At 71.7% G+C, this 21235-nt stretch carries 21 protein-coding genes; 13 read left to right on the top strand and 8 right to left on the bottom strand.

From position 1 onward, the window contains the following. Positions 1-31 precede the first annotated feature (31 nt). The 3 genes from ACFO3J_RS05065 to ACFO3J_RS05055 are packed head-to-tail and all read right to left on the bottom strand — an operon-like array spanning position 32 to position 2166. Positions 32-682, bottom strand: coding sequence for an AIM24 family protein (locus ACFO3J_RS05065; RefSeq protein WP_386426493.1), 651 nt, complete (start codon positions 680-682; stop codon positions 32-34). After that, positions 682-1320: an AIM24 family protein gene (locus ACFO3J_RS05060; RefSeq protein WP_386426492.1), complete on the bottom strand. Its 639-nt coding sequence runs from the start codon at positions 1318-1320 to the stop codon at positions 682-684. Before ACFO3J_RS05060 ends, ACFO3J_RS05065 begins: the two co-directional genes overlap by 1 nt. Before the next feature lie 3 nt (positions 1321-1323). Beyond that, positions 1324-2166, bottom strand: a complete 843-nt coding sequence (locus tag ACFO3J_RS05055) for a DUF2127 domain-containing protein (RefSeq protein ID WP_386426491.1) — start codon at positions 2164-2166, stop codon at positions 1324-1326. A 177-nt stretch (positions 2167-2343) separates the two neighbouring features. On the opposite strand from ACFO3J_RS05055, the gene ACFO3J_RS05050 reads away from it, so the two are divergent. Together ACFO3J_RS05050 and ACFO3J_RS05045 are read left to right on the top strand one after the other, a co-directional pair. After that, entirely contained in the window at positions 2344-2715 is a 372-nt protein-coding gene (locus tag ACFO3J_RS05050) for a DUF3817 domain-containing protein (protein ID WP_386426489.1), read from the top strand. Further along, positions 2712-3005, top strand: coding sequence for an MTH1187 family thiamine-binding protein (locus tag ACFO3J_RS05045; RefSeq protein WP_386426487.1), 294 nt, complete (start codon positions 2712-2714; stop codon positions 3003-3005). The genes ACFO3J_RS05050 and ACFO3J_RS05045 overlap by 4 nt, the downstream gene beginning before the upstream one ends. Positions 3006-3065: 60 nt before the next feature. Here ACFO3J_RS05045 and ACFO3J_RS05040 read toward each other — a convergent pair whose 3' ends face one another. Continuing rightward, positions 3066-4040: an ArsR/SmtB family transcription factor gene (locus ACFO3J_RS05040; protein WP_386426485.1), complete on the bottom strand. Its 975-nt coding sequence runs from the start codon at positions 4038-4040 to the stop codon at positions 3066-3068. An 82-nt stretch (positions 4041-4122) separates the two neighbouring features. On the opposite strand from ACFO3J_RS05040, the gene ACFO3J_RS05035 reads away from it, so the two are divergent. From ACFO3J_RS05035 to ACFO3J_RS05015, 5 genes are all read left to right on the top strand, one after another. Next, positions 4123-5427, top strand: coding sequence for an MFS transporter (locus ACFO3J_RS05035; RefSeq protein WP_386426483.1), 1305 nt, complete (start codon positions 4123-4125; stop codon positions 5425-5427). A 51-nt stretch (positions 5428-5478) separates the two neighbouring features. Then, on the top strand, positions 5479-5985 hold the full coding sequence (locus ACFO3J_RS05030; protein WP_386426481.1) for a MarR family winged helix-turn-helix transcriptional regulator: 507 nt from the start codon (positions 5479-5481) through the stop codon (positions 5983-5985). Positions 5986-6061: 76 nt separating this feature from the next. Then, positions 6062-6403, top strand: coding sequence for a DUF3817 domain-containing protein (locus ACFO3J_RS05025; RefSeq protein ID WP_386426480.1), 342 nt, complete (start codon positions 6062-6064; stop codon positions 6401-6403). A gap of 151 nt (positions 6404-6554) precedes the next feature. Further along, entirely contained in the window at positions 6555-8255 is a 1701-nt protein-coding gene (locus tag ACFO3J_RS05020) for an acyl-CoA mutase large subunit family protein (RefSeq protein ID WP_386426478.1), read from the top strand. A 217-nt stretch (positions 8256-8472) separates the two neighbouring features. After that, positions 8473-8643, top strand: a complete 171-nt coding sequence (locus tag ACFO3J_RS05015; protein ID WP_386426477.1) for a hypothetical protein — start codon at positions 8473-8475, stop codon at positions 8641-8643. A gap of 74 nt (positions 8644-8717) precedes the next feature. Here ACFO3J_RS05015 and ACFO3J_RS05010 read toward each other — a convergent pair whose 3' ends face one another. After that, positions 8718-9377 (bottom strand): TetR/AcrR family transcriptional regulator, encoded by a 660-nt coding sequence (locus ACFO3J_RS05010; RefSeq protein WP_386426475.1) that lies wholly within the window; start codon positions 9375-9377, stop codon positions 8718-8720. A 303-nt stretch (positions 9378-9680) separates the two neighbouring features. On the opposite strand from ACFO3J_RS05010, the gene ACFO3J_RS05005 reads away from it, so the two are divergent. The 4 genes from ACFO3J_RS05005 to ACFO3J_RS04990 all read left to right on the top strand — a co-directional run bounded on the left by ACFO3J_RS05005 (position 9681) and on the right by ACFO3J_RS04990 (position 14067). Beyond that, on the top strand, positions 9681-10649 hold the full coding sequence (locus tag ACFO3J_RS05005) for a co-chaperone YbbN (protein ID WP_386426474.1): 969 nt from the start codon (positions 9681-9683) through the stop codon (positions 10647-10649). Between the two features lie 666 nt (positions 10650-11315). Continuing rightward, complete coding sequence (locus tag ACFO3J_RS05000) at positions 11316-11957, top strand: DUF6230 family protein (protein ID WP_386426472.1); 642 nt, start codon at positions 11316-11318, stop codon at positions 11955-11957. Between the two features lie 96 nt (positions 11958-12053). Continuing rightward, positions 12054-12662: a DUF6114 domain-containing protein gene (locus ACFO3J_RS04995; protein ID WP_386426471.1), complete on the top strand. Its 609-nt coding sequence runs from the start codon at positions 12054-12056 to the stop codon at positions 12660-12662. Next, positions 12652-14067: a hypothetical protein gene (locus ACFO3J_RS04990; RefSeq protein WP_386426469.1), complete on the top strand. Its 1416-nt coding sequence runs from the start codon at positions 12652-12654 to the stop codon at positions 14065-14067. The genes ACFO3J_RS04995 and ACFO3J_RS04990 overlap by 11 nt, the downstream gene beginning before the upstream one ends. A 111-nt stretch (positions 14068-14178) precedes the next feature. On the opposite strand, the gene pyk is transcribed toward ACFO3J_RS04990, so the two are convergent. The 3 genes from pyk to pta form a co-directional block, all read right to left on the bottom strand. After that, positions 14179-15597, bottom strand: coding sequence for a pyruvate kinase (gene pyk, locus ACFO3J_RS04985; protein WP_386426467.1), 1419 nt, complete (start codon positions 15595-15597; stop codon positions 14179-14181). Positions 15598-15661: 64 nt separating this feature from the next. Further along, positions 15662-16810 carry an acetate/propionate family kinase gene (locus ACFO3J_RS04980; protein WP_386426465.1) on the bottom strand — a complete coding sequence of 383 codons (1149 nt, stop codon included), beginning with the start codon at positions 16808-16810 and terminating at the stop codon, positions 15662-15664. Next, a complete protein-coding gene (pta, locus tag ACFO3J_RS04975; protein ID WP_386426463.1) occupies positions 16807-18888 on the bottom strand; it encodes a phosphate acetyltransferase in 2082 nt (693 codons plus the stop codon). Before pta ends, ACFO3J_RS04980 begins: the two co-directional genes overlap by 4 nt. Positions 18889-19116: 228 nt before the next feature. Between pta and ACFO3J_RS04970 the strand changes: the two genes are divergently transcribed. Continuing rightward, positions 19117-20115 carry a 2-hydroxyacid dehydrogenase gene (locus ACFO3J_RS04970; RefSeq protein ID WP_386426461.1) on the top strand — a complete coding sequence of 333 codons (999 nt, stop codon included), beginning with the start codon at positions 19117-19119 and terminating at the stop codon, positions 20113-20115. Positions 20116-20188: 73 nt separating this feature from the next. Further along, the gene (locus tag ACFO3J_RS04965; protein ID WP_386426459.1) at positions 20189-21214 is read left to right on the top strand and encodes an ATP-dependent 6-phosphofructokinase; all 1026 of its coding nucleotides are present in this window, start codon (positions 20189-20191) and stop codon (positions 21212-21214) included. The last annotated feature ends 21 nt before the right edge of the window (positions 21215-21235 follow it).

Genomic DNA, 21235 nt, shown 5'->3' with positions numbered 1-21235 from the left:
GGCGGGCCCGGTGGCGGGGGCGGGTACTGGCTCACAGCTTCTCCTCCGACGCCTGGACGTAGACCGTGCCCTGCCCGGACAACTCCAGCTGGAAGCCCTCGCCCGAGCCGCGGCCGACCATCTCGCGCCAGCCGATCGCGGTGGTCAGCTTGTTGCGCACCTCGCCGCGGTGGGCGACATACGCCTGCGGGTCGACATGCACCGGGCGCTGCGGGGTGATCGGCAGTTCGACGACCCCGCCGTGCGCCATCACCGCCACCGAGCCCTTGCCCTGCAAGGTGGTGGTGAACAGGCCCTGGCCGGTGACCTGGCCGCGCAGTACGCCCATCACCCCGCCCTGCGAGCCCATGAACATCGTGCCCTGCCGCAGCGAGCCGTCGAACGCCAGCAGCCGGTCGGCCTCCACGTACAGCGTCTCCCCGGTCAGGTCCACGGTGTGGATGTGGTGTCCGCCGTGCCCGAACATCACCGAGCCGTCGCCCTCGACGGTCATCAGCGGGGTGGCCTCGTTGGCCAGCCGGCGGCCGATCATCGCCGTCGCCCCGCCCTGGCCGCCGGTGATGCTCGGGGTGAACGAGACCGAGCCGCGGTAGGCCAGCATCGCGCCGCGCTGGCTGAACATCCGCCGCCCCGGGATGATCGGGGCTTCCACCATCTTGGAGTTGATCCTGGTGAACGGCACTACAGCTGCCCCCCGATCGTGACGCGCTCGCTGGGCTGCACATACACCAGGCCCTCGCCCTCGAAGCGGATCCGGAAGCTCTCGCCGGAGCCCTCGCCGACCAGGGTCCGCCAGCCGATCGCCGCCTGGAGCTGCTGGCGCAGCCGACCGGTGTGGGCGATGTACGCGCCCGGGTCGACGGTCAGCGGGTAGGCCGCCGACACCCGCAGCACGATCGCCGGGCCGTCGGACATGATCGCGGCCTGGCCGCTGCCCTCCACGGTGGTGGTGAAGAGCCCGTTGCCCTGGCTGGCGCCGCGCAGCCCGGTGAAGGTGGTGCCGGTGCGCAGCGACGGCTCGGTGACCAGCAGATTGCTGGCCTCGACATGGAGCTTCTCGCCGGTCAGCCGGACCAGGTTGATCTCGGTGGCGCGATCGGCGAAGTAGCAGGTGCCGTGCCCCTTGACCTCCATCACCGCCATCGCCTCACCGGTGACGCGGCGGGTGACCAGGCCGCGGATGCCCTCACCGCCGCCGGTCATCTTCTTGAACGTCATCTCGCCGTCGTAGGCGACCATCGCGCCGTTCTTCGCCCTGACCGCGTCACCGCTGAGGTCCACGGCGAGCATGCGGGAACCCTGCTGCCGGAAAATCGCCATGGGTCAGACGGTATCGGCGGGCGAGCGGCGGCGTACCGGAAGCGGCTCCTTCGGCTGCTGTCCGCCGGCCGGCCGCTCCTCGCCGGGGCGCTCGCCGGCCGACTGCTCGACCTCCAGCAGCGAGGCCCCGCGCCGCTCCGCCTCGAAGGCCGCGCGGCCGCCGCGCAGCCCGAACAGCCGCTTGCCGAGCAGGATGTAGAGGACGGCCAGCACGTTCAGCGCCAGGGTGGCGATCTTGAACCAGCTGACCTTCTCGGTGAGTTCGTAGACCTCGATCGGCAGGAAGGCGGCGGTGGCCACCACCGTCAGATACTCCGCCCAGCGTTTGGCCCACCACAGGCCGAAGCCCTCGACGATCTCGATCAGCGCGTAGAGCAGCAGTCCGCCGGCCGCCGCCTGGAGCGTCGACTTCTTGTAGTCGAAGGTCTTGCGGATGGTGTCGACGACCGGGGAGTGGTCCAGGTCGTAGTGGAAGTGGTCCGCCACCGGCCGGAAGGCCGTCAGGTCGTTCTCGAAGAGCTGGTGCACCGCGTCCTGCGAATTGCTGAACTTCCACACCGCCCAGGCGGCCAGCACGATCAGCAGCCCGCGCAGCACCCGCTCGACGGCGAGGAAGCGCAGGATGAACAGATCGCGCAGCGCCCGGCCGCGCGGCACCAGCGGCGCGAGGTCCGCGGGCCCGCCGCCGTGCGGCTCACCGAGGACGAAGTCGCCGCAGCGCAGGCAGCGCCAGACCGGGCCGACCGCGGTGCTAGCGGTCAGCTTGCCGCGCAGGCCGGGCTCGTCGGGCGCGTAGGTGACGTGGCCCTTGCGGGCGCAGTGGCGACGGTCCCAGTCGGTGCTCATGGCGCGTACGGTCCCCCTTCGTCGGACGCTGTGCGTGGAGGGACGTTATCCGGTCGGCGGACGGTTGCCGACCCCCGCCCCGGATCTCCGCCCCCGGGCGGTGATAATGGTGCGGAGCTTTGTGATCGCGTTCACAAAAGCCTATTGTCCCCTTTGCCCGTCTACCGTGAGGTTACCGTGGAACTGAAGACCGCCGCCGCGCTGCGCCGGCTGCGCTTGATCTCCGCCCCGGAGGCGGTGTCGTTCCTGCTGCTGCTGGTCTGCTCGGTGCTCAAGCGGACCACCGACTTCAACGCCGTCCCCGTGATGGGCATGGTGCACGGCGTGCTGTTCATCCTCTACGTGCTCTTCTGGGCCGACTCCTGGAACCGGGCCCGCTGGCCGCTGGGCCGCGGCGCGCTCTACTTCGTGCTGTCGGTGCTGCCGACCGGCGGGTTCTTCGCCGAGCGGATGCTGGCCCGGGAGTCGGTGGCCGCGGTGGTCGCCGCCCGCGAGGCGGCTCAGGCCGCGCAGGCGCCCGGTTCCTCCGACGTGGTGGGTGCGGCATGATCGTCGCCTTCTCCGTCAGTCCGCTCGGTGTCGGCGAGGAGGTCGGCGAGTACGTGGCCGACGCCGTGCGCGTGGTCCGCGAGTCCGGGCTGCCCAACCGCACCGACGCGATGTTCACCTCCATCGAGGGCGAGTGGGACGAGGTGATGGACGTCGTCAAGCGGGCGGTGGCCGCGGTCGAGGCGCGCGCCTCCCGGGTCTCGCTGGTGCTCAAGGCCGACATCCGGCCGGGCGTGACCGACGGCCTCACCTCCAAGGTGGAGACCGTGGAGCGCTATCTGGCGCCGTAGGCGGCCGGGGCACCCGTAACACCGGCGCCGCCCGAGGCGGTCGGCGCGATCCCCGGCGGGCTACAGCAGCCCGCCGGACGCCACCGCGACCCCCAGCGGCGTCCGCTCGTAGAGCACCTGGTGCCCGTAGCGCCGCGACGCCAGCAGACCCGCGTCCCGCAGCACCACCAGATGCCCGGAGATCGAGGACATCGCCAGCGCGTGCCGGTGGGACAGCGCGGTCGTGGTGGTGGGCGCGTCGAGGCTGGTGAGGATCGCGGCCCGGTTGGCGCCCAGCAGCCGGATCAGCGCGGTGGAGGCGGCCGGCCCGGTCTCGGCCCACAGGCCGCCGATGCCGCGGGCCGGATAGACCACGGTCGGCTGCCACGGCGGATCGAAGGCGCTGCCCGCCTCGGGCCAGAAGAACACGCTGGGCACCAGCACCAGGCCCTGCCCGGCGGGTTCGGGCAGCCGCGGCGTGTGCACGGCCGCGGTCAGCGCTCCGTCGGACCAGCTCAGCTGCGGATGCAGCCCGGTGAACAGCCGCTGCATGCCGCCGTCCGCCAGCCGCCGCGCGTGGTAGGCCACATCGGCCTCCAGCACCGCCCGCAGCCGCGGCCAGTGCGGAAGCAGCAGCGAGGACCACACCCGCTCGTACAGCCCCACCAACTGCCGTACGGTCCCGCGCGGATCGGACACCATCGCCCGGCCCCGGCGGGTCCTGTCGGCGCCGGGGGTGTGCGCCAGGGCCGCGGCGATCTGCCGGCGCGCGGTCTCGGTGGGGGTGGCCCGGATCGCGGCCAGTTCGTCCTCCAGCGCGGCCAGCGGCGCGTCCGGCATCGGGTGCAGGAAGTCCGGGTCGTGTCCGTTCTCCGGCGAGAGCAGCCGCAGCGGCGCCAGATCGAGGCCGGCCGCCGTCGCCCGCACCTGCCGCAGCCAGGGCAAGTGATAGCCGTGCCGGTCGGGCCGCGACAGCGTACGGATGGCTCCCTGGGTCTCCCGCAGCGGCGAGATGGCGAAGCGGCACCGCAAGAGGTCCTCTGCCGCAAATCGCATGCGAAACGACATCACGACCCCCAAGATTCGGCTCTGCACGAAAGACTACGACGGGTGGGGCCAATGCCACCAGTGTGATGTCATGACAACGGACAGCGAGCACTCTCCTCGCGGTGGAAACTCCACTTCGCCGGGCCGCTCAGAAGACGCTCCCATCACCCCCGGGAGCACGGAAGACGCCCCTGGCAAGTACGGCGCGGTCTTCGCGGTCCGGGAATTCCGGCCCATCTTCGCCGCCCATGTGCTGTCCGTGCTGGGGAGTGTCTTCGCCGAGGTCTCGCTGGCCGTCCTGGTCTTCCGCGAGACGGGCTCGGCGCTGCTGACCGCCCTGATCTTCGCGCTCGGCTTCCTGCCCTACGCGCTCAGCGGCATCCTGCTGTCCGGCATCTCCGACCGCTTCCCGACCCGGCGGGTGCTGGTCGCCTGCGACCTGGTGTGCGCCGGCTGCGTCACGGTGATGGCGGTGCCCAGCACCCCGCTCGCGGTGCTCTTCGTGCTGCGCACCTCGGTCTCGATGGTCACCCCGCTGTTCACCGGCGCCCGGGCGGCGAGCCTGGCGGACATCCTGCACGGCGACCTGTTCGTGCTCGGCCGCTCGCTGGTGCGGATCGTCTCGCAGAGTTCGCAGATCATCGGCTACGGCGTCGGCGGCCTGGTGCTGGTCTGGCTCTCGCCGCGCACCGCGCTGTGCGTCACCATCGGCACCTTCCTGAGCTCCGCGCTGCTGCTGCGCTTCGGCACCCGCCCGCACGCCGCCCGGGTCACCGGCGGCGGGGCGATGATGCGCGACTCGATCGCCTCGGCCGGGCGGCTGTTCGGCAGCCCGCGGATCAGGGCGCTGCTGCTGATGTGGTGGCTGCCGCCGATGTTCTGCGTGGTGGCCGAGGGGGTCGCCGCGCCCTTCGCCGCGGCGGCCGGCGCGGGCAGCGCCGGATTCGGGGTGCTGCTCGCGGCGATGCCCGCCGGGACGGTGATCGGCGAGCTGACGGCCGGCACCCTGCTGCGGCCGGCCAGCCGGGAGCGGATCGCGATTCCGCTGGCCGCCCTGTCGACGGTGCCGTTCGTGTGCTTCGTGGTGCACCCCTCGCTGCCCTTCGCCATCGCGCTGCTGCTGTGCACCGGGCTGTGCATGGCCTACTCGCTGGGGATCGACAAGTGGTTCGTGCTCGACGTGCCCGAGGAGATGCGCGGCCGGGCCATGTCGCTGCTCGCCGCGGGCGTCATGACCCTCCAGGGCGTCGGCATGACGGTCGGCGGCGCGGTCGCCGAGTGGGCGCCGCCCTACGCGGTCATCGCGGGCGCGGGCGCGCTCGGCACGGTGTCGGTGCTGCCGGTGCTCAAATCGGTGCGGCACACCCGGCGGATCGGAGCGGTCAGCCCGGCCTGAGACGGGGCCGCCCAGGCCGGCCCTGGGTGACCGACGGGTACGCTCGGGCGCGTGTCAAAGCCCCTGAGCCTCCCCTTCGATCCGATCGCCCGCGCCGACGAACTGTGGACGCGGCACTGGGGCGGCGTACCGTCGATGGCCGCCATCACCTCGATCATGCGGGCCCAGCAGATCCTGCTGGGCCAGGTCGACGCGGTGGTACGGCCGTACGGGCTCACCTTCGCCCGCTACGAGGCGCTGGTGCTGCTCACCTTCGCCAAGGCCGGCGAACTGCCGATGTCCAAGATCGGCGAGCGGCTGATGGTGCACCCCACCTCGGTGACCAACACGGTGGACCGACTGGTGGCGGCCGGCCTGGTCGACAAGCGCCCCAATCCCAACGACGGGCGCGGCACCCTCGCCTCGATCACCGCGAGGGGCCGCGAGATCGTCGAGTCCGCCACCCGGGACCTGATGGCGATGGACTTCGGTCTGGCCGTCTACGACCAGGAGGAGTGCGGCGAGATCTTCGCGCTGCTGCGGCCGCTGCGGATAGCGGCCGGCGACTTCGAGGAGTAGCCGGGGCGCGGGAGCGGTCGCGGGCCGGGCGCTCCCCGCCGCCGGGGCGATTTCGGGAGCGGCTACGCTCGTGGCCATGAAATCCAGCGTGCTGACCCGCTACCGGGTGATGGCCTATGTGACGGGCGTGCTGCTGATCGCACTCACCCTGTCCGTCATCGCCGAGTACGTCCTCGACATCAACGGCGCGAGCAAGGTGACCGGCATCGTCGGCTTCGCCCACGGCTGGCTCTACGTCGTGTACCTCGTCTTCGCCTTCGACCTGTGCAACAAGGCGAAGTGGCCGCTCAGCCGGATGGCGTGGGTCCTGCTGGCCGGGACCGTGCCCACCGCCGCGTTCTTCGTCGAGCGCCGGGTGACCCGCGAGCTGGGCCCCAAGGTGGTCGTCCGGGAGCGGGCCGAGCCGGTCAAGGTCTGACGGTCCTTGAAGGACTCCGAACGTTACTGAACGGTACTGAACGTCTTCGAACGATTCTGAGTGCTTCTGGCCGCTCCCGGACCCGGGCTCACCCACATGGGGGGCCGTGCCGCATCGACAATTACTTGGACGTCCAAGTAAATTCGCTGATATGGACGCCCACGGCATTGAGACAGGCCGCCAGCGCTGGCAGGCACGCTATGACTCCGCGCGCAAGCGCGAAGCCGACTTCAGCACCCTTTCGGGCGATCAGGTCGAGCCGGTCTACGGGCCGCCGCCCGGCGCCGACCTCCCCGGCTTCGAGCGGATCGGCTGGCCCGGTGAGTACCCCTTCACCCGCGGGCTGCACGCCACCGGCTACCGCGGCCGCACCTGGACCATCCGCCAGTTCGCCGGCTTCGGCAACGCCGAGCAGACCAACGAGCGCTACAAGATGATCCTGGCGGCGGGCGGCGGCGGCCTCTCGGTCGCCTTCGACATGCCGACCCTGATGGGCCGCGACTCCGACGACCCCCGCTCGCTCGGCGAGGTCGGCCACTGCGGGGTCGCCATCGACTCCGCGGCGGACATGGAGCTGCTGTTCAAGGACATCCCGCTGGGCGGGGTCACCACCTCGATGACGATCTCCGGGCCCGCGGTCCCGGTGTTCTGCATGTACCTGGTGGCCGCCGAACGGCAGGGTGTGGACCCCGCGGTGCTCAACGGCACGCTGCAGACCGACATCTTCAAGGAGTACATCGCCCAGAAGGAGTGGCTGTTCGCCCCGGACCCGCACCTGCGGCTGATCGGCGACCTGATGGAGCACTGCGCCGCGTCCATCCCGGCGTACAAGCCGCTGTCGGTCTCGGGCTACCACATCCGCGAGGCGGGGGCGACAGCCGCGCAGGAGCTCGCGTACACGCTGGCCGACGGCTTCGGCTATGTGGAGCTGGGGCTGTCCCGGGGCATGGACGTGGACGGATTCGCACCCGGCCTGTCCTTCTTCTTCGACGCCCACCTGGACTTCTTCGAGGAGATCGCCAAATTCCGCGCCGCCCGCCGGATCTGGGCCCGCTGGATGCGCGACGTGTACGGCGCCACGACCGACAAGGCCCAGTGGCTGCGCTTCCACACCCAGACCGCCGGGGTGTCGCTGACCGCGCAGCAGCCCTACAACAACGTGGTGCGTACCGCGGTGGAGGCGCTCAGCGCGATTCTCGGCGGCACCAACTCGCTGCACACCAACGCGCTGGACGAGACGCTGGCGCTGCCCAGCGAGCAGGCCGCCGAGATCGCGCTGCGCACCCAGCAGGTGCTGATGGAGGAGACCGGGGTGGCCAACGTGGCCGACCCGCTGGGCGGCTCCTGGTTCGTGGAGGCGCTCACCGACCGGATCGAGCGGGACGCCGAGAAGATCTTCGACCGGATCAGGGAACTGGGCGCCAAGGCGGTGCCCAGCGGGGAGCACCCGATCGGCCCGATCACCTCCGGCATCCTGCGCGGCATCGAGGACGGCTTCTTCACCGGGGAGATCGCCGAGTCCGCCTTCCGCTACCAGCGGGCCCTGGAGAAGGGCGAGAAGGGCGTGGTCGGCGTCAACCGGAACACCGGCTCGGTCACCGGCGACCTGGAGATCCTGCGGGTCAGCCACGAGGTGGAACGCGACCAGGTGCGGGCGCTGGCCGCCCGCAAGGCGGCCAGGGACGAGCCGGCCGTACGGTCCGCGCTCGCCGCGATACTGGCCACCGCCCGGGGCGGCGGCAGCATGATCCCGCCGATGCTGGACGCGGTACGGGCCGAGGCGACGCTCGGCGAGATCTGCGGGGTGCTGCGCGAGGAGTGGGGGTCGTACACCGAGCCGGCCCGCTTCTGACCCGGGCCCGGCCGCGCCGGGGAGGCGCGCCGGCCCGCCCGGAGGGGGCGCTTCCGGGGCGCTCGTGGGCCGCTGGTGAGCCCCTGGGGCACCGGTGTGCTCCTGGTGCTCCGGCCTGCTCCTGAGACGCCGGCACGCTCACGAAGCGCGGCCCACCCCGCGGCTGCCGCCTCGTAACCTCGTACGGACCCAACCGGCCCTGCGAGGAAGGAGCCTCGTGCCCCTCGAAGCGACCGTCGGCGACGACGGGATGGTCTACATCCGCGAGACAGAGCAGCCGGAGGTGGTGGCCGTGACCACCCTCGCCAAGTGGGAGGCATTCGTGAAGGGCGTCATGGCGGGGGAGTTCGACCACTTCGTGGCGGGTGTGGAGGCCGCCGACGCCTGACCCCGGTGGGAGCTGCGGCCCGAACGGCCCAGGGGCCGCGTTCCGGGGCCAACCCCACCGGCCCTGCCCCGAGGTCACGTCCCGGTCGGCGTTCCCCCCGGCGCCCCGGCGAGGCCGAGGACCAGCAGCCGGGCGAGCCGCAGCGCCCACTCGTCGTCCACCGGCTCCGAACTGACCATCACCCGGTGCACCACCGAGCCCGCGATCACATCGAGGATCAGGTCGTCGCGGGCGGAGTCGGCCGGTCCGTCGTCGGGCGGCAGTTCGCCGCGGCGCTGGGCGCGTTCCCGGCCGGTGAGCACCAGGTACTTCTGCCGGTCGACGATCGCCTCCCTGATCCGCCGCCGCAGCGCCTCGTCATGGGTGGCCTCGGCGACACACGCCATCAGCGCGGTCCTGGTGTCCGGGCGGTCCAGCAACTGGGCGAAGCGCAGCACCACGCCCTGGATGTCGGCCTGGAGGCTGCCGAGGTCGGGCAGTTCGAGCTGCTCCTCGAACAGCGCCGCCATCGCGTCCACCACCAGCTCGTGCTTGCCCGCCCAGCGCCGGTAGAGGGTGGTCTTGGCCACGCCGGCCCGGGCCGCGACATCGCCCAGCGTCAGCTCGCTCCAGCTGAGTTCGGCCAGCGCGGCCCGGGTGGCGGCCAGGATCGCGCGGTCGGCGTCGGCGCTCCGGGGCCGGCCCGACCGGCGGGCGGGCTCGGCGGGGGAGGACGGGGGGATGGGCCGGACCATACGCCGGACCATACCGGCCGGTAGGTATCGTGACGAGTGGCCGGGATCACATCGAGCGGCCGGGCGGGGTTCCCGGCGGGGCGGTTACGCTACGACGCGTAGCGAAAGACGCTCGGCGGAACCAGCGACACCAGTGACAACCACTGGTACGAATGGGGATTCGTACCGCTGTACGACCAGGCAGCACGGACCTACCCGGTAGCCGTGCGCCGCACACCCGCGCGGCAGAACCGGCCGCCCGCAAACCGGCGGGGATTCGGGGTCTGTGCACGCTTTGCTCCACGAGGGGGGAGGATTGACCCCATGCAGCCACGGAACATGTCCATGAGCGGCGTGGTCGACCTCGCCGCCCTGAAGGCGGCCGGCGAGGCCAAGGTGAAGGCCGAACAGGCCAGGGCTCAGCGGCAGGAAGCCGGCGCCGACACCACCGCGCCCCCGCTCGTCATCGAGGTGACCGAGGCGACCTTCGAGAGCGATGTACTCCAGCGCTCCAACGAGGTCCCGGTCGTCATCAGCTTCTGGGCCGACCAGGCCGAGCAGAGCAAGCAGCTCAACACGGTGCTGGAGCGGCTGGCGGGGGAGTACCGGGGGCGTTTCGTCCTCGCCACCGCCGAGGTGTACGCCAACCAGATGCTCTTTCAGCAGTTCGGCGTCCAGGGTGTGCCCGCGGTCTTCGCGGTGCTCGCCGGGCAGGCCATGCCGCTCTTCCAGGGCGCGGCGCCCGAGGACCAGGTCGCCGATGTGCTCGACCAGTTGATCGAGGTCGCCGAGCAGCGGTTCGGCATCGTCGGCGCCGAGGTCGACGCGGGAGCGCCCGCCGAGGCGCAGGCCCCGCCGCCCCCGCGCCCCGCCACCCCGCAGGAACTCGCCCTGTCCGCCGCGCACGAGGCGCTGGACGCCGGCGACCTGGGCGGCGCCATCCAGGCCTACAAGAATGTGCTGGCCGACGAGCCGGCCAATGTGGAGGCCAAACTGGGCTTGGCGCAGGCCCAGTTGCTGCACAGAGTGCAGGACCTGGACCCGCGGGCGGTCCGCGAGGCCGCGGCGAACGCACCGGGTGACGTAGCGGCGCAGCTGGCGGCCGCCGATCTGGACCTGGTCGGCGGGCAGGTCGAAGACGCGTTCGGACGTCTGGTGGACACCGTGCGGCAAGCCGCAGGTGAGGAGCGGGACACCGCCCGGCTGCGGCTGCTGGAGCTGTTCGATGTGATCGGCCCGGACGATCCCCGGGTGGCCGCGGCCCGTACGGCGCTGGCCAGAGTCCTGTTCTGATCTTCCGGACGGGTCCCGGCGGTCGTCCGGACGGGGCCCGTCCGCACAGTGGGGACACTCAGAGATTTAGCGACACGGCGGCGGCGCTTTATCAAACCGTGACAAGGTTTGCGAGCTGTTACTTCCGGTAAAAGTACCGGCCCGCTTTGGCCGTTGATGGTGGTGGATGTCAGATTTCCCCGCCTGCCGCTCCCTTACGCTCCGTAACATCACTCCGCGTGTCGATCACGCCTGCGCCGCCTATCCGTTACTCACTAGTAACGAACCCCCTTGTGCGGCGGCCGGGAATGGACCACGATCGGCCACGCTCGGTCCGTTGCCACAGCCCGGCCGCCAGTCGGCGCCGCGGTCGCGGGTCCCCGCCGGGTGGGGTGCGCGGTGACCGCCGCCGCCCCGGGACAGGGGGGTCTCCGTCTCCGGATGGAACCGCACCGGATGGAGCCTGTCCCGCAGGTCGCGTGCGAGCGTGGCCAGTGGTTGTCGCTCGGGGGTGATCGCCGAAGACTCGGACACCGCCGTCCGCGACTCCCCCACGGAGGACAACTCCCGCGAGGAGGACGGCTCCCGCGACCCGGCGCTCTCCTTTCCGAGGACGTAGCACTTCTCCCATCCCAGGCCCGGACCGAACGATCCCGGCCGGAGATGTACGTCCGAGAAGGAGGAAGTATGGAGTCTCCCGTTCGTGGGGGCACCAGATGGCGGCGTTTCGCCGTCGTCATGGTGCCAAGTGTCGCGGCCACCGCCGCGATAGGTGTGGCACTGGCCCAGGGCGCGCTCGCCGCGTCCTTCGCCGTGTCGGGCCAGCAGTTCAAGGTCAGCGCCGCGACGCTGCACGGCGAGGGTTTCGTGCAGTACGGCAACATCGACGTGGAGCACAACGGGACCCCGCACCCGGTCGCCGTCTCGGGGTTCAACTCCGCCGACATCACCGACCTGTGCCAGTCGGTCGTCGTGCCGACCCCGATCGGCGATGTGACGATGCTGCTCAGGGCCGGCCGGGGCAAGGACAAGGTCACCGCGAAGAACCTGTACATCGACCTCAACCAGCTCGACGCGGACGCGACCTTCACCGGCATCAACATCGGTGTCGCGGCCGGCAACACGGACCCGAAGTACGCACCGGTCGAGCCCTCGGTCGGCAAGGACGAGAAGAACGGCGGCGCCAGCTCGTTCACCCAGGAGGCGGAGTCGGTCGACCTCGCCGGGGTGCAGCAGACCGCGTGGGCGACCAGCGCGGGCACCTTCGTGCTGCCCGGGCTGAGCCTGTCACTGCACCGCGGCTCCGGCCCGTCGGTGGAGTGCTACTGAGCACCGCCTGAGTGGCGGCGGGCGAGCCGCGCGGGACGCGGCTCGCCCGGGCCATCGAACGACCTTCACCGTGCCAGTTCCAGGGAGCTGTTTTCCATGAGCGCCGAGTCGACAGGGCAGAGTTCCCGCTTCACCCGGGGCTATGTCGCGTTCCGCCACTGGCGGTGGCAACGCCCCTTCTGGGCGGGCCTGCTCACCCTCATAGCGGGCCTCCCGATCGTGTACTTCCCGTACGCGAACGTGACGTTCGGTCAGCTGACCATCCGGATCGCCACCACCGCGGGCTCCGGCTCGCTGATCATCGGCGTCCTGCTCTTCGTCCTGGGCCTGACCATGTGGTTCCAGCCCGCGGTACGGATCTTCGCCGGTGTCGCCAGCATCCTGCTCGCGCTGGTGTCGATCGTGATCTCCAACTTCGGCGGCTTCGTGGTCGGTTACCTGCTCGCGCTGGTCGGCGGCGCGCTGTCGATCGCCTGGGCGCCCGGTGTGCCGGCCGCCGACGAGCCGGGCGCGGCGGTGGAGGCGCCGGACGCTCCCGCCGCCTTCGACGGGCCCGGCGACGACGCGCCGCCGGCCGGACCGCCCGACACGCCGTACGGGCCCGGGCCGGCCGGGGATCCGTTCGACACGCCCGAGCCGGCGCTGGCCGGCCCCCGGCCCGAGGACGAGACCGCCGAGGAGAACGGGAGGCACCGTGCCGAGTGACCCGACCGAGCCGGCCGAGGACGACGCCGATCCCCGCGGCCGGGCGGTCTCCGGGCCGCGCCACGCCGCTCCCCGCAAGTCGCTGCTCACCAAGTTGCACGTGCCGGCCGGGAAGGCGGTCGCGCTGGCCGCGATGCCCACCGCCGTGCTGATGGGTATGGGGATGACCCCGCACCTGGCCCACGCGGACGAGCGGCCCGCCGTTCCCTTCAAGCCGGGGCCCTGCGTCACCCAGTCGGAGACGCCCTCCGCCTCCGCCACGCCGTCGGCGACGCCCTCGGTGACGCCTTCCGGCACCCCCTCCGCGACGTCCTCCGCCGCGGACGGCACGTCCGGGGGCCCCGAGGGCACGGACGGTGCCACCGCCACCCCCACGCCGTCGGAGAGCCCCGCGGCGGCCCGGCCCGGCATACCCGAGCCGGCGGCCGGCCCCTCCGCGTCGGCCACCGCCCACCCGCACGCGGCCCCGGGCCACGCCCCGCACTCCACCCCGCATTCCACGCCGGCGCCCACCGCCACCGCCCCCGCGGCCCCGCCGGACCCGCTGGGGCTCGGCAATCTGCTGGGCGGCCTGCTCGGCGGGAACAAGTCGGCCCCGAAGCCCACCCCGACGCCGACGCCCAAGCCGACCGCCGCGCCGACATCCACCCCCGGTTCCGCGCCCACCACCCGGGCCCCCGAGCCGCCCGCCACCGGCACCGCCCCGGCCGCCCCCGGCCCCACCGCCGCACCGCCCCCGGCGAAGCCCTCCAGCGGCGCCACAAAGGGCTCAACGGGCGCCGGGGACCACCGCGGTGCGGCCGGCGTGGTCAAGGGCCGCACCGACGCCGCCGGCACCCCGTCCCCCTCGGCGAGCCCGGGCGCCGGCGCCACCGCGGGCACCGCGGCCGAGGGCGACGGCGGCAAGCAGGCGTACCCCTGCCCGACCTATGACGCCGAGGCGCTGTCCGACGCCCCGGTCGAGGAGGGCATACCGCTGCTGCCGGACCGGCCGTGGATCCTCAAGAGCAATCTGCTCACCCTGCACAACCTCCAGTACGTCGGGATCAGGAAGGTCCTCACCTGGGACCGCACGGTCAAGGAGGTCATGAAGTTCACCGCCACCGGCGTGGAGATCGGCGACCTCCAGCAGATAGTCCAGGAGCCGGACGGCACGACGACCCACGTCACCGCCCGGGCCGGCTCGACCTCGACCATCAGCAACGGCACCGTGACGATGTACACCGAGTCCCTCAGCGGGAATCTGCTCGGGGTCGTCCCCATCACCTTCACCCCGAAGGCCCCGCCGCCCCTGACCCTCCCGCTGCTGTGGTTCACCGACGCGACCGTCACCCAGGCAGCGCAGTTCGGCGGCGACCTCTTCGTCCCGGGCATGCGGGTCCTCCCCGGCCAGCCCGCCTCCTGACGCCCCCGACCGGCCGGCGCCGGAAAACGGCGCCGGAAACGGCAACGGCCTCCGGCCGGGCGCCCGAAGGCACCCGCACCGGAGGCCGCGCCGTCGCGCGTGCGCCGTGGGTCAGCCGCCCAGGTGGTGGACCCGGACCAGGTTGGTGGTGCCGGGCTCGCCGGGAGGGGAGCCGGCGGTGATGATGACGGTGTCGCCGGTGGTGTATTCGGAGTGCTTGAGCATCTCGCGGTCGACCAGCTCGACCATCGCGTCGGTGGTCTCGACGTGCTCCACCACGTACGCCTCCACGCCCCAGGTCAGCGCGAGCTGATTGCGGGTGGCGGGGTCGGTGGTGAAGGCCAGCACCGGCTCGGGGACGCGGTAGCGGGCCAGACGGCGGGCGGTGTCACCGGACTTGGTGAAGGCCACCAGGGACTTGGCGTCCAGGAAGTCGGCCAGCTCGGCGGCCGCGCGGGCCACCGCGCCGCCCTGGGTGCGGGGCTTCTTGCCGGGGGCCAGCGGTGCCAGGCCGCGGCAGAGCAGCTCCTCCTCGGCGGCCTCGACGATCCGCGACATCGTCTTGACCGTCTCGACCGGGTACTTGCCGACCGAGGACTCCGCGGACAGCATCACCGCGTCCGCCCCGTCCAGGATCGCGTTGGCCACGTCGGAGGCCTCGGCGCGGGTCGGCCGGGAGTTGGTGATCATCGACTCCATCATCTGGGTCGCCACGATCACCGGCTTGGCGTTGCGCCGGCACATCTCGACCAGCCGCTTCTGCACCAGCGGCACCTGCTCCAGCGGGTATTCGACCGCCAGGTCGCCGCGGGCCACCATCACCGCGTCGAACGCGGCGACGATCTCCTCCATGTTGTGCACCGCCTGCGGCTTCTCCACCTTGGCGATGACCGGGACCCGGCGGCCCTCCTCGTCCATGACGCGGTGCACGTCCCGGACGTCCTTGGCGTCCCGGACGAAGGACAGCGCCACCATGTCGACGCCCATGCCCAGCGCGAACCGCAGGTCGTCGATGTCCTTCTCGGACAGCGCCGGCACGTTCACCGAGGCACCCGGCAGGTTGATGCCCTTGTGGTCGGAGATGACCCCGCCCTCGACGACCAGCGAGCGCACCCGCGAGCCCTCGACCTCGATGACGCGCAGCGCCACGTTTCCGTCGTTGATGAGGATCGGGTCACCCTGCGAGACGTCGCCGGGCAGACCCTTGTACGTGGTGCCGCACAGGCTCTTGTCGCCCAGGACGTCATCGGTGGTGATGGTGAACTCGTCGCCGGCCACCAACTCCACCGGACCGTCGGCGAACTTGCCCAGACGGATCTTGGGGCCCTGCAGGTCGGCCAGGATGCCGACCGCCCTTCCGGTCTCCTCAGCCACCTTGCGCACCCGCTGATAGCGGTCCTGATGCTCGGAATGGCTGCCGTGGCTGAAGTTGAGTCGTGCCACGTTCATGCCGGCTTCGACCAGCGTTTTCAGCTGTTCGTACGAGTCGACGGCAGGACCCAGGGTACAGACGATCTTGGCTCGGCGCATGGGCGCTATCCTATCGGTTTGTTCCGCTCCGGAATATTCCAGGGGCTTCGTGGTCGTGGGACGGTCAACCGCGGGCCAATGCGTAAGTATCGCGGGCGATCTCGAGCTCCTCGTCGGTGGGCACCACTGCGACCGACACCCGGCTGGATTCGGCCGAAATCAGCCGGGCCGCGGAGCCGCGCACCGCGTTGCGCACCGGGTCCACCTCGATGCCCAGGCCCTCCAGGCCGGAAAGCGCGGCCGCCCGTACCGCGGCGGAGTTCTCACCGACGCCGGCCGTGAAGACCACCGCGTCCACCCGGCCCAGCACCGCGGTGAAGGCACCCACGTAGCGGCGCAGCCGGTGCACGTACACGTCGAAGGCCAGCCGGGCCCGCTCGTCGCCCTCGGCCATCCGGCGGCCGATCTCCCGCATGTCGTTGTCGCCGCTCAGGCCCAGCAGCCCTGATCCCTTGTTCAGCAGCGTGTCGATCGCGTCGACGTCCATTCCGGCCACCCGCGCCAGGTGGAAGACCACCGCGGGGTCGATGTCGCCGGACCTGGTGCCCATCACCAGGCCCTCCAGCGGCGTCATCCCCATCGAGGTGTCCACGCACACCCCGCCCCTGACCGCCGACGCCGAGGCGCCGTTGCCCAGGTGCAGCACGATCACATTGACCTCGGCCGGGGCCCTGCCGAGCAGCGCGGCGGCGGCCCGGGACACATAGGCGTGCGAGGTGCCGTGGAAGCCGTAGCGGCGGATGCCGTAGCGGTCGGCGGTCGCGGTGTCGATGGCGTAGCGGGCGGCGGCCTCCGGGATGGTGGCGTGGAAGGCGGTGTCGAAGACGGCGACCTGCGGCAGGTCGGGCCGCAGGTCGCGGGCCACCTTGATGCCGGTGATGTTGGCCGGGTTGTGCAGCGGCGCCAGCGGCACCAGCCGCTCGATCTCGGCGAGTACGGCGTCGGTGACCAGGGTCGGCTCGGTGAAGCTGGTGCCGCCGTGCACCACCCGGTGGCCGACCGCGGCCAGTTCGGGGGAGTCCAGGCCGAGGCCGCGGTCCTCCAGCTCGGCGGCCACCTGCCGCAGCGCCGCCGTGTGGTCGGCCACCCCGCCCTCCTCGCCGATCCGCTCCACCAGGCCGGAGGCGAGCCGGCTGTGGTCGGTCATCTCCAGCAATTGGTACTTCACCGAGCTGGAGCCGGAGTTGAGGACGAGAACCCTGGTCGCGCTCACTGGCCGTCCCCCTGCGCCTGGATCGCCGTGATGGCGACGGTGTTGACGATGTCCTGCACCAGGGCGCCCCGCGACAGGTCGTTGACCGGCTTGCGCAGGCCCTGCATGACCGGTCCGACCGCGACCGCGCCGGCCGAACGCTGCACCGCCTTGTAGGTGTTGTTGCCGGTGTTGAGGTCCGGGAAGATCAGTACGGTCGCCTGCCCGGCCACCGGCGAGCCCGGCAGCTTGGCGGCCGCCACCGTCGGCGAGACGGCCGCGTCGTACTGGATCGGTCCCTCGACCAGCAGGTCGGGCCGCCGCGCACGCAGCAGTTCGGTGGCCGTCCGCACCTTGTCCACGTCGGCGCCGGTGCCCGAGGTGCCGGTGGAGTACGACAGCATGGCGATCCGCGGCTCCACGTCGAAGCGGGCCGCGGTGCCGGCCGCCTGGACGGCGATGTCGGCGAGCTGCTCGGCGTCCGGGTCGGGATTGACCGCGCAGTCGCCGTAGACGAGCACCTTGTCGGCCAGGCACATGAAGAACACCGAGGAGACGATCGCGGCGTCCGGCCGGGTCTTGATGATCTCGAAGGCCGGCCGGATGGTGGCCGCGGTGGAGTGCACCGCGCCCGAGACCATGCCGTCGGCGAGCCCCTCCTGCACCATCAGGGTGCCGAAGTAGGAGACGTCGGCCACTATGTCGTAGGCCAGCTCGAAGGAGACGCCCTTGTGCGCCCGCAGCCGCGCGTAGAGCTCGGCGAATCGTTCCCGCAGGGGTGAGGTCTGCGGGTCGATGACCAGCACCGCCGGATCGTCCAGCACGATGCCGAGATCGCCGGCCTTCTTGCGGATCGCGGCCTCGTCGCCGAGCAGGGTCAGATCGCAGACGCCCCGGCGCAGCAGCACCTCGGCGGCCCGCAGAATCCGTTCCTCGCCGCCCTCGGGCAGCACGATCCGCCGTTTGTCGGCCCGGGCGCGCTCCAGCAGGGCGTGCTCGAACATCATCGGGGTGACCCGCTCGGAGCGGGCCACCGAGAAGCGCTCGGTCAGCTCGGCGGTGTCCACATGGGTCTCGAACAGGCCGAGCGCGGTCTCCGCCTTGCGCGGCGTGCCGGCGCCCAGCTTGCCGTCCAGGGTGAACAGCCCGGCCGCGGTCGGGAAGGAACCGGTGGCCACCGCGATCACCGGGGTGCCCGGCGCCAGCCGGTCGGCCAGCGCCAGGATGTCGGGCCCCGGCTTCTCGTCCAGCGTCAGCAGCACCCCGGCGATCGGCGGCGAGCCGGCCGAGTGCGCGGCCAGCGACCCGATGATCAGATCGGCCCGGTCGCCCGGGGTCACCACCACGCAGCCCGGGGTCAGCGCCGGCAGGAAGGTCGGCAGCATCGCGCCGCCGAAGACGAAGCCCATCGCGTCCCGGGCCAGCCCGGCCTCGTCGCCGAGCAGCACCTCGGCCCCCAGGTGCTCCACGATCTGGGAGACGGTCGGCGCGGACAGCGCCGGCTCCTCGGGGAGTACGTACACCGGGACGTCCAGGGCGCGGCGCAGCAGCTCCGCCGCCTCCTCGACCTCACCGGGATCCACCCGGTTGGCCACGAGGGCTATCACGTCGCAGCCCAGGTTGGTGTACGCGTGGTGCGCGTTGCGGACCTCCGCTGCCACCGACTCGGCGCTCTGCTCGCGGCCGCCTATCACCGCCAGCACCGAGGCGCCGCACTCGTTGGCCAGCCGCGCGTTGACCCCCAGCTCGGCGGGCAGATTGGTGTCGGCGAAGTCCGAGCCCAGGATCAGCACCGTCTCGAAGGACTCGGCGACCCGCAGATAGCCCTCGACCAGCCGGGCGGTCAGCGCCTCCTGGCCCTGCTCGGCCTGGAGCGCGGCGGCCTCCTCGTAGCCCATGCCGAAGACCGTGCCCTCGTCCTGGGCGAGCCGGTAGCGGCTGCGCAGCAGCTCGAAGATGCGGTCGGGGGCGTCGTGCACCAGCGGGCGGTAGATCCCGACCCGGTCCACCTGCCGGGTCAGCAGCTCCATCACCCCCAGCTCCACGACCTGGCGGCCGTCGCCGCGGCCGATCCCCGTGACATAGACGCTGCGCGTCACCGAAGTGCTCCGTTCTGTCCCCGCCGCCCGGCGGCGGGCCCGCGCGTACGGCCGTACGCACCCACGACGCTAACGTGCCCGCCGGGCTGTCGCCCGCCAAGGGGGCCCACCGCTCACGGACCGTGTTCCCAGCACCGTAAATACCCGGATATAGGGTCTATCGGTTCACCGCGGAGTGCACGTAGGGTGAACAGCAGGGGGCGGTTTGGCCGAGAGGAGGCCGGTGCGGTGGATGTCCTGGTGACCGGAGTGCAGCGCGACGAGCGGCCGCTGCTGGAGCGGGCCTTCGCCCCCCGGCACACCGTCCGCGCGCTGGAGACGAATCTGACCGCCGAGACGGTGCCGCTCGCGGCCGGCTACGAAGCGGTCTCCACCAGTGTGAGCGCGGTGCTGGACGCGCCGGTGCTGGAGGCCCTGGTGCGCGGCGGCACCCGGCTGATCACCCAGCGGTCCACCGGGTACAACAACATCGACCTCGACCACGCCGAGCGGCTCGGCCTCACCGTGGCCCGGGTCGCCGCCTACTCCCCGCACGCGGTGGCCGAGTTCTCCTGGGGCCTGGCCATGGCGCTCAACCGCCGGATCGTGCGGGCCTCCCGCCGCACCCGCGACTTCGACTTCCGGCTGGACGGCCTGCTCGGCCGCGACTTCCACGGGCGTACCGTGGGGGTGATCGGCACCGGCCGGATCGGCACCGCCTTCGCCGCGATCGCCGGCGGCTTCGGCATGCGGCTGCTGGGCTGGGACATCACCGTCAACCCCGAGTGCGAGCGGCTCGGGATGGAATACGTGGAGCTGGACAGGCTGTGCCGCGAGTCCGATCTGATCAGCCTGCACGTGCCGTTGATGCCGTCCACCCACCATCTGATCGACGCCCGGCGGCTGGCCGGGATGAAGGACGACGTGGTCCTGGTCAACACCAGCCGCAGCGGACTGGTCGACTCCGCCGCGCTGATGGAGGCGCTGGACCAGGGACGGCTCGACGGGGTGGGACTGGACGTGTACGAGGAGGAGGCAGGAGTCTTCTTCTATGACAAATCACTGGAGGTGATGACGGACGAGACACTGGCGCGACTGCTGACCCATCCGCAGGTGTTGGTCACCTCCCATCAGGGGTACTTCACCGTCGAAGCCGTCAGCCAGATCGTCGAAGCGACCGTCCGCAATGTGGACGACTATCTCGCCGGGCGGATCACCGAGTGCACGCTGGTACCGAAGTCCCCGTAAGAGAAGTGAACATCGCGCCCACCGTGAGCGGCCCCGTGCCGACCCACCCGCACCTCTTTGGAGACACCACCTCATGCGCATCGGAGTCCTCACCGCGGGCGGCGACTGCCCCGGACTGAACGCTGTCATCAGGTCCGTGGTCCACCGGGCGATGACCGGCCACGGCGACGAGGTCATCGGCTTCGAGGATGGCTTCGTCGGACTGCTGGAGGGCCGCCTGCGGCCCCTGGACCTCAATTCGGTCAGCGGCATCCTCGCCCGCGGCGGCACCATCCTGGGCTCGGCCCGGCTGGAGCGCGACCGGCTGCGCGAGGCCGCGGACAACGCGGACGAACTCTGCGCCCAGTACGGCCTGGACGTGCTCATCCCGATCGGCGGCGAGGGCACCCTGACCGCCGCCCGGATGCTGTCCGACGCCGGTATGCCGGTGGTCGGCGTGCCCAAGACGATCGACAACGACATCAACGGCACCGACCGCACCTTCGGTTTCGACACCGCGGTCACCGTCGCCACCGAGGCCATCGACCGCCTCAAGACCACCGCCGAGTCCCACCAGCGCGTCATGGTGGTCGAGGTGATGGGCCGGCACGCCGGCTGGATCGCGCTGGAGGCCGGCATGGCCTCGGGCGCCCACGGCATCTGCGTGCCCGAGCGGCCCTTCGACCCCGCCGACCTGGTGGCCATGATCGAGGAGCGCTTCGCCCGCGGCAAGAAGTTCGCCGTGATCTGCGTCGCCGAGGGCGCGCACCCGGCGAAGGACACCATGGACTACGGCGTCGGCGAGATCGACAAGTACGGCCACGAGCGCTTCACCGGTATCGGCACCACCCTCGCCCGCGAACTGGAGGCGCGCCTGGGCAAGGAGGCCCGCCCGGTCATCCTCGGCCATGTCCAGCGCGGCGGCGTGCCCACCGCCTACGACCGCATCCTCGCCAACCGCTTCGGCTGGCACGCGGTCGAGGCGGCGCACAAGGGCGCCTTCGGACATATGACGGCCCTGCACGGCACCCGCGTGACGATGGTCCCGCTGGCCGACGCGATCACCCACCTCAAGACGGTCCCCGAGGACCGGATGGACGAGGCGGAGTCGGTCTTCTGACCCGGTGAGCGGCCGCTCGAC

Origin of the sequence: Streptomyces polygonati, assembly GCF_042650325.1 — a bacterium.
In the GTDB taxonomy this organism is placed as follows: domain Bacteria; phylum Actinomycetota; class Actinomycetes; order Streptomycetales; family Streptomycetaceae; genus Actinacidiphila; species Actinacidiphila polygonati.
The sequence above is the reverse complement of the archived record's forward strand: the minus strand, read 5'-3'. Positions and strand labels throughout refer to the sequence as shown.

Coding starts and splice junctions, on each gene's coding strand:
- ACFO3J_RS05060 (WP_386426492.1), bottom strand. CDS start 1,320: ATGGCGATTTTCCGGCAGCAGGGTTCCCGCATGCTCGCCGTGGACCTC.
- pyk (WP_386426467.1), bottom strand. CDS start 15,597: ATGCGCCGAGCCAAGATCGTCTGTACCCTGGGTCCTGCCGTCGACTCG.
- ACFO3J_RS05000 (WP_386426472.1), top strand. CDS start 11,316: ATGGAGTCTCCCGTTCGTGGGGGCACCAGATGGCGGCGTTTCGCCGTC.
- ACFO3J_RS05025 (WP_386426480.1), top strand. CDS start 6,062: ATGAAATCCAGCGTGCTGACCCGCTACCGGGTGATGGCCTATGTGACG.
- ACFO3J_RS05010 (WP_386426475.1), bottom strand. CDS start 9,377: ATGGTCCGGCCCATCCCCCCGTCCTCCCCCGCCGAGCCCGCCCGCCGG.
- ACFO3J_RS05035 (WP_386426483.1), top strand. CDS start 4,123: ATGACAACGGACAGCGAGCACTCTCCTCGCGGTGGAAACTCCACTTCG.
- ACFO3J_RS05020 (WP_386426478.1), top strand. CDS start 6,555: ATGGACGCCCACGGCATTGAGACAGGCCGCCAGCGCTGGCAGGCACGC.
- ACFO3J_RS05040 (WP_386426485.1), bottom strand. CDS start 4,040: ATGCGATTTGCGGCAGAGGACCTCTTGCGGTGCCGCTTCGCCATCTCG.
- ACFO3J_RS05055 (WP_386426491.1), bottom strand. CDS start 2,166: ATGAGCACCGACTGGGACCGTCGCCACTGCGCCCGCAAGGGCCACGTC.
- ACFO3J_RS04995 (WP_386426471.1), top strand. CDS start 12,054: ATGAGCGCCGAGTCGACAGGGCAGAGTTCCCGCTTCACCCGGGGCTAT.
- ACFO3J_RS04965 (WP_386426459.1), top strand. CDS start 20,189: ATGCGCATCGGAGTCCTCACCGCGGGCGGCGACTGCCCCGGACTGAAC.
- ACFO3J_RS05005 (WP_386426474.1), top strand. CDS start 9,681: ATGCAGCCACGGAACATGTCCATGAGCGGCGTGGTCGACCTCGCCGCC.
- ACFO3J_RS05045 (WP_386426487.1), top strand. CDS start 2,712: ATGATCGTCGCCTTCTCCGTCAGTCCGCTCGGTGTCGGCGAGGAGGTC.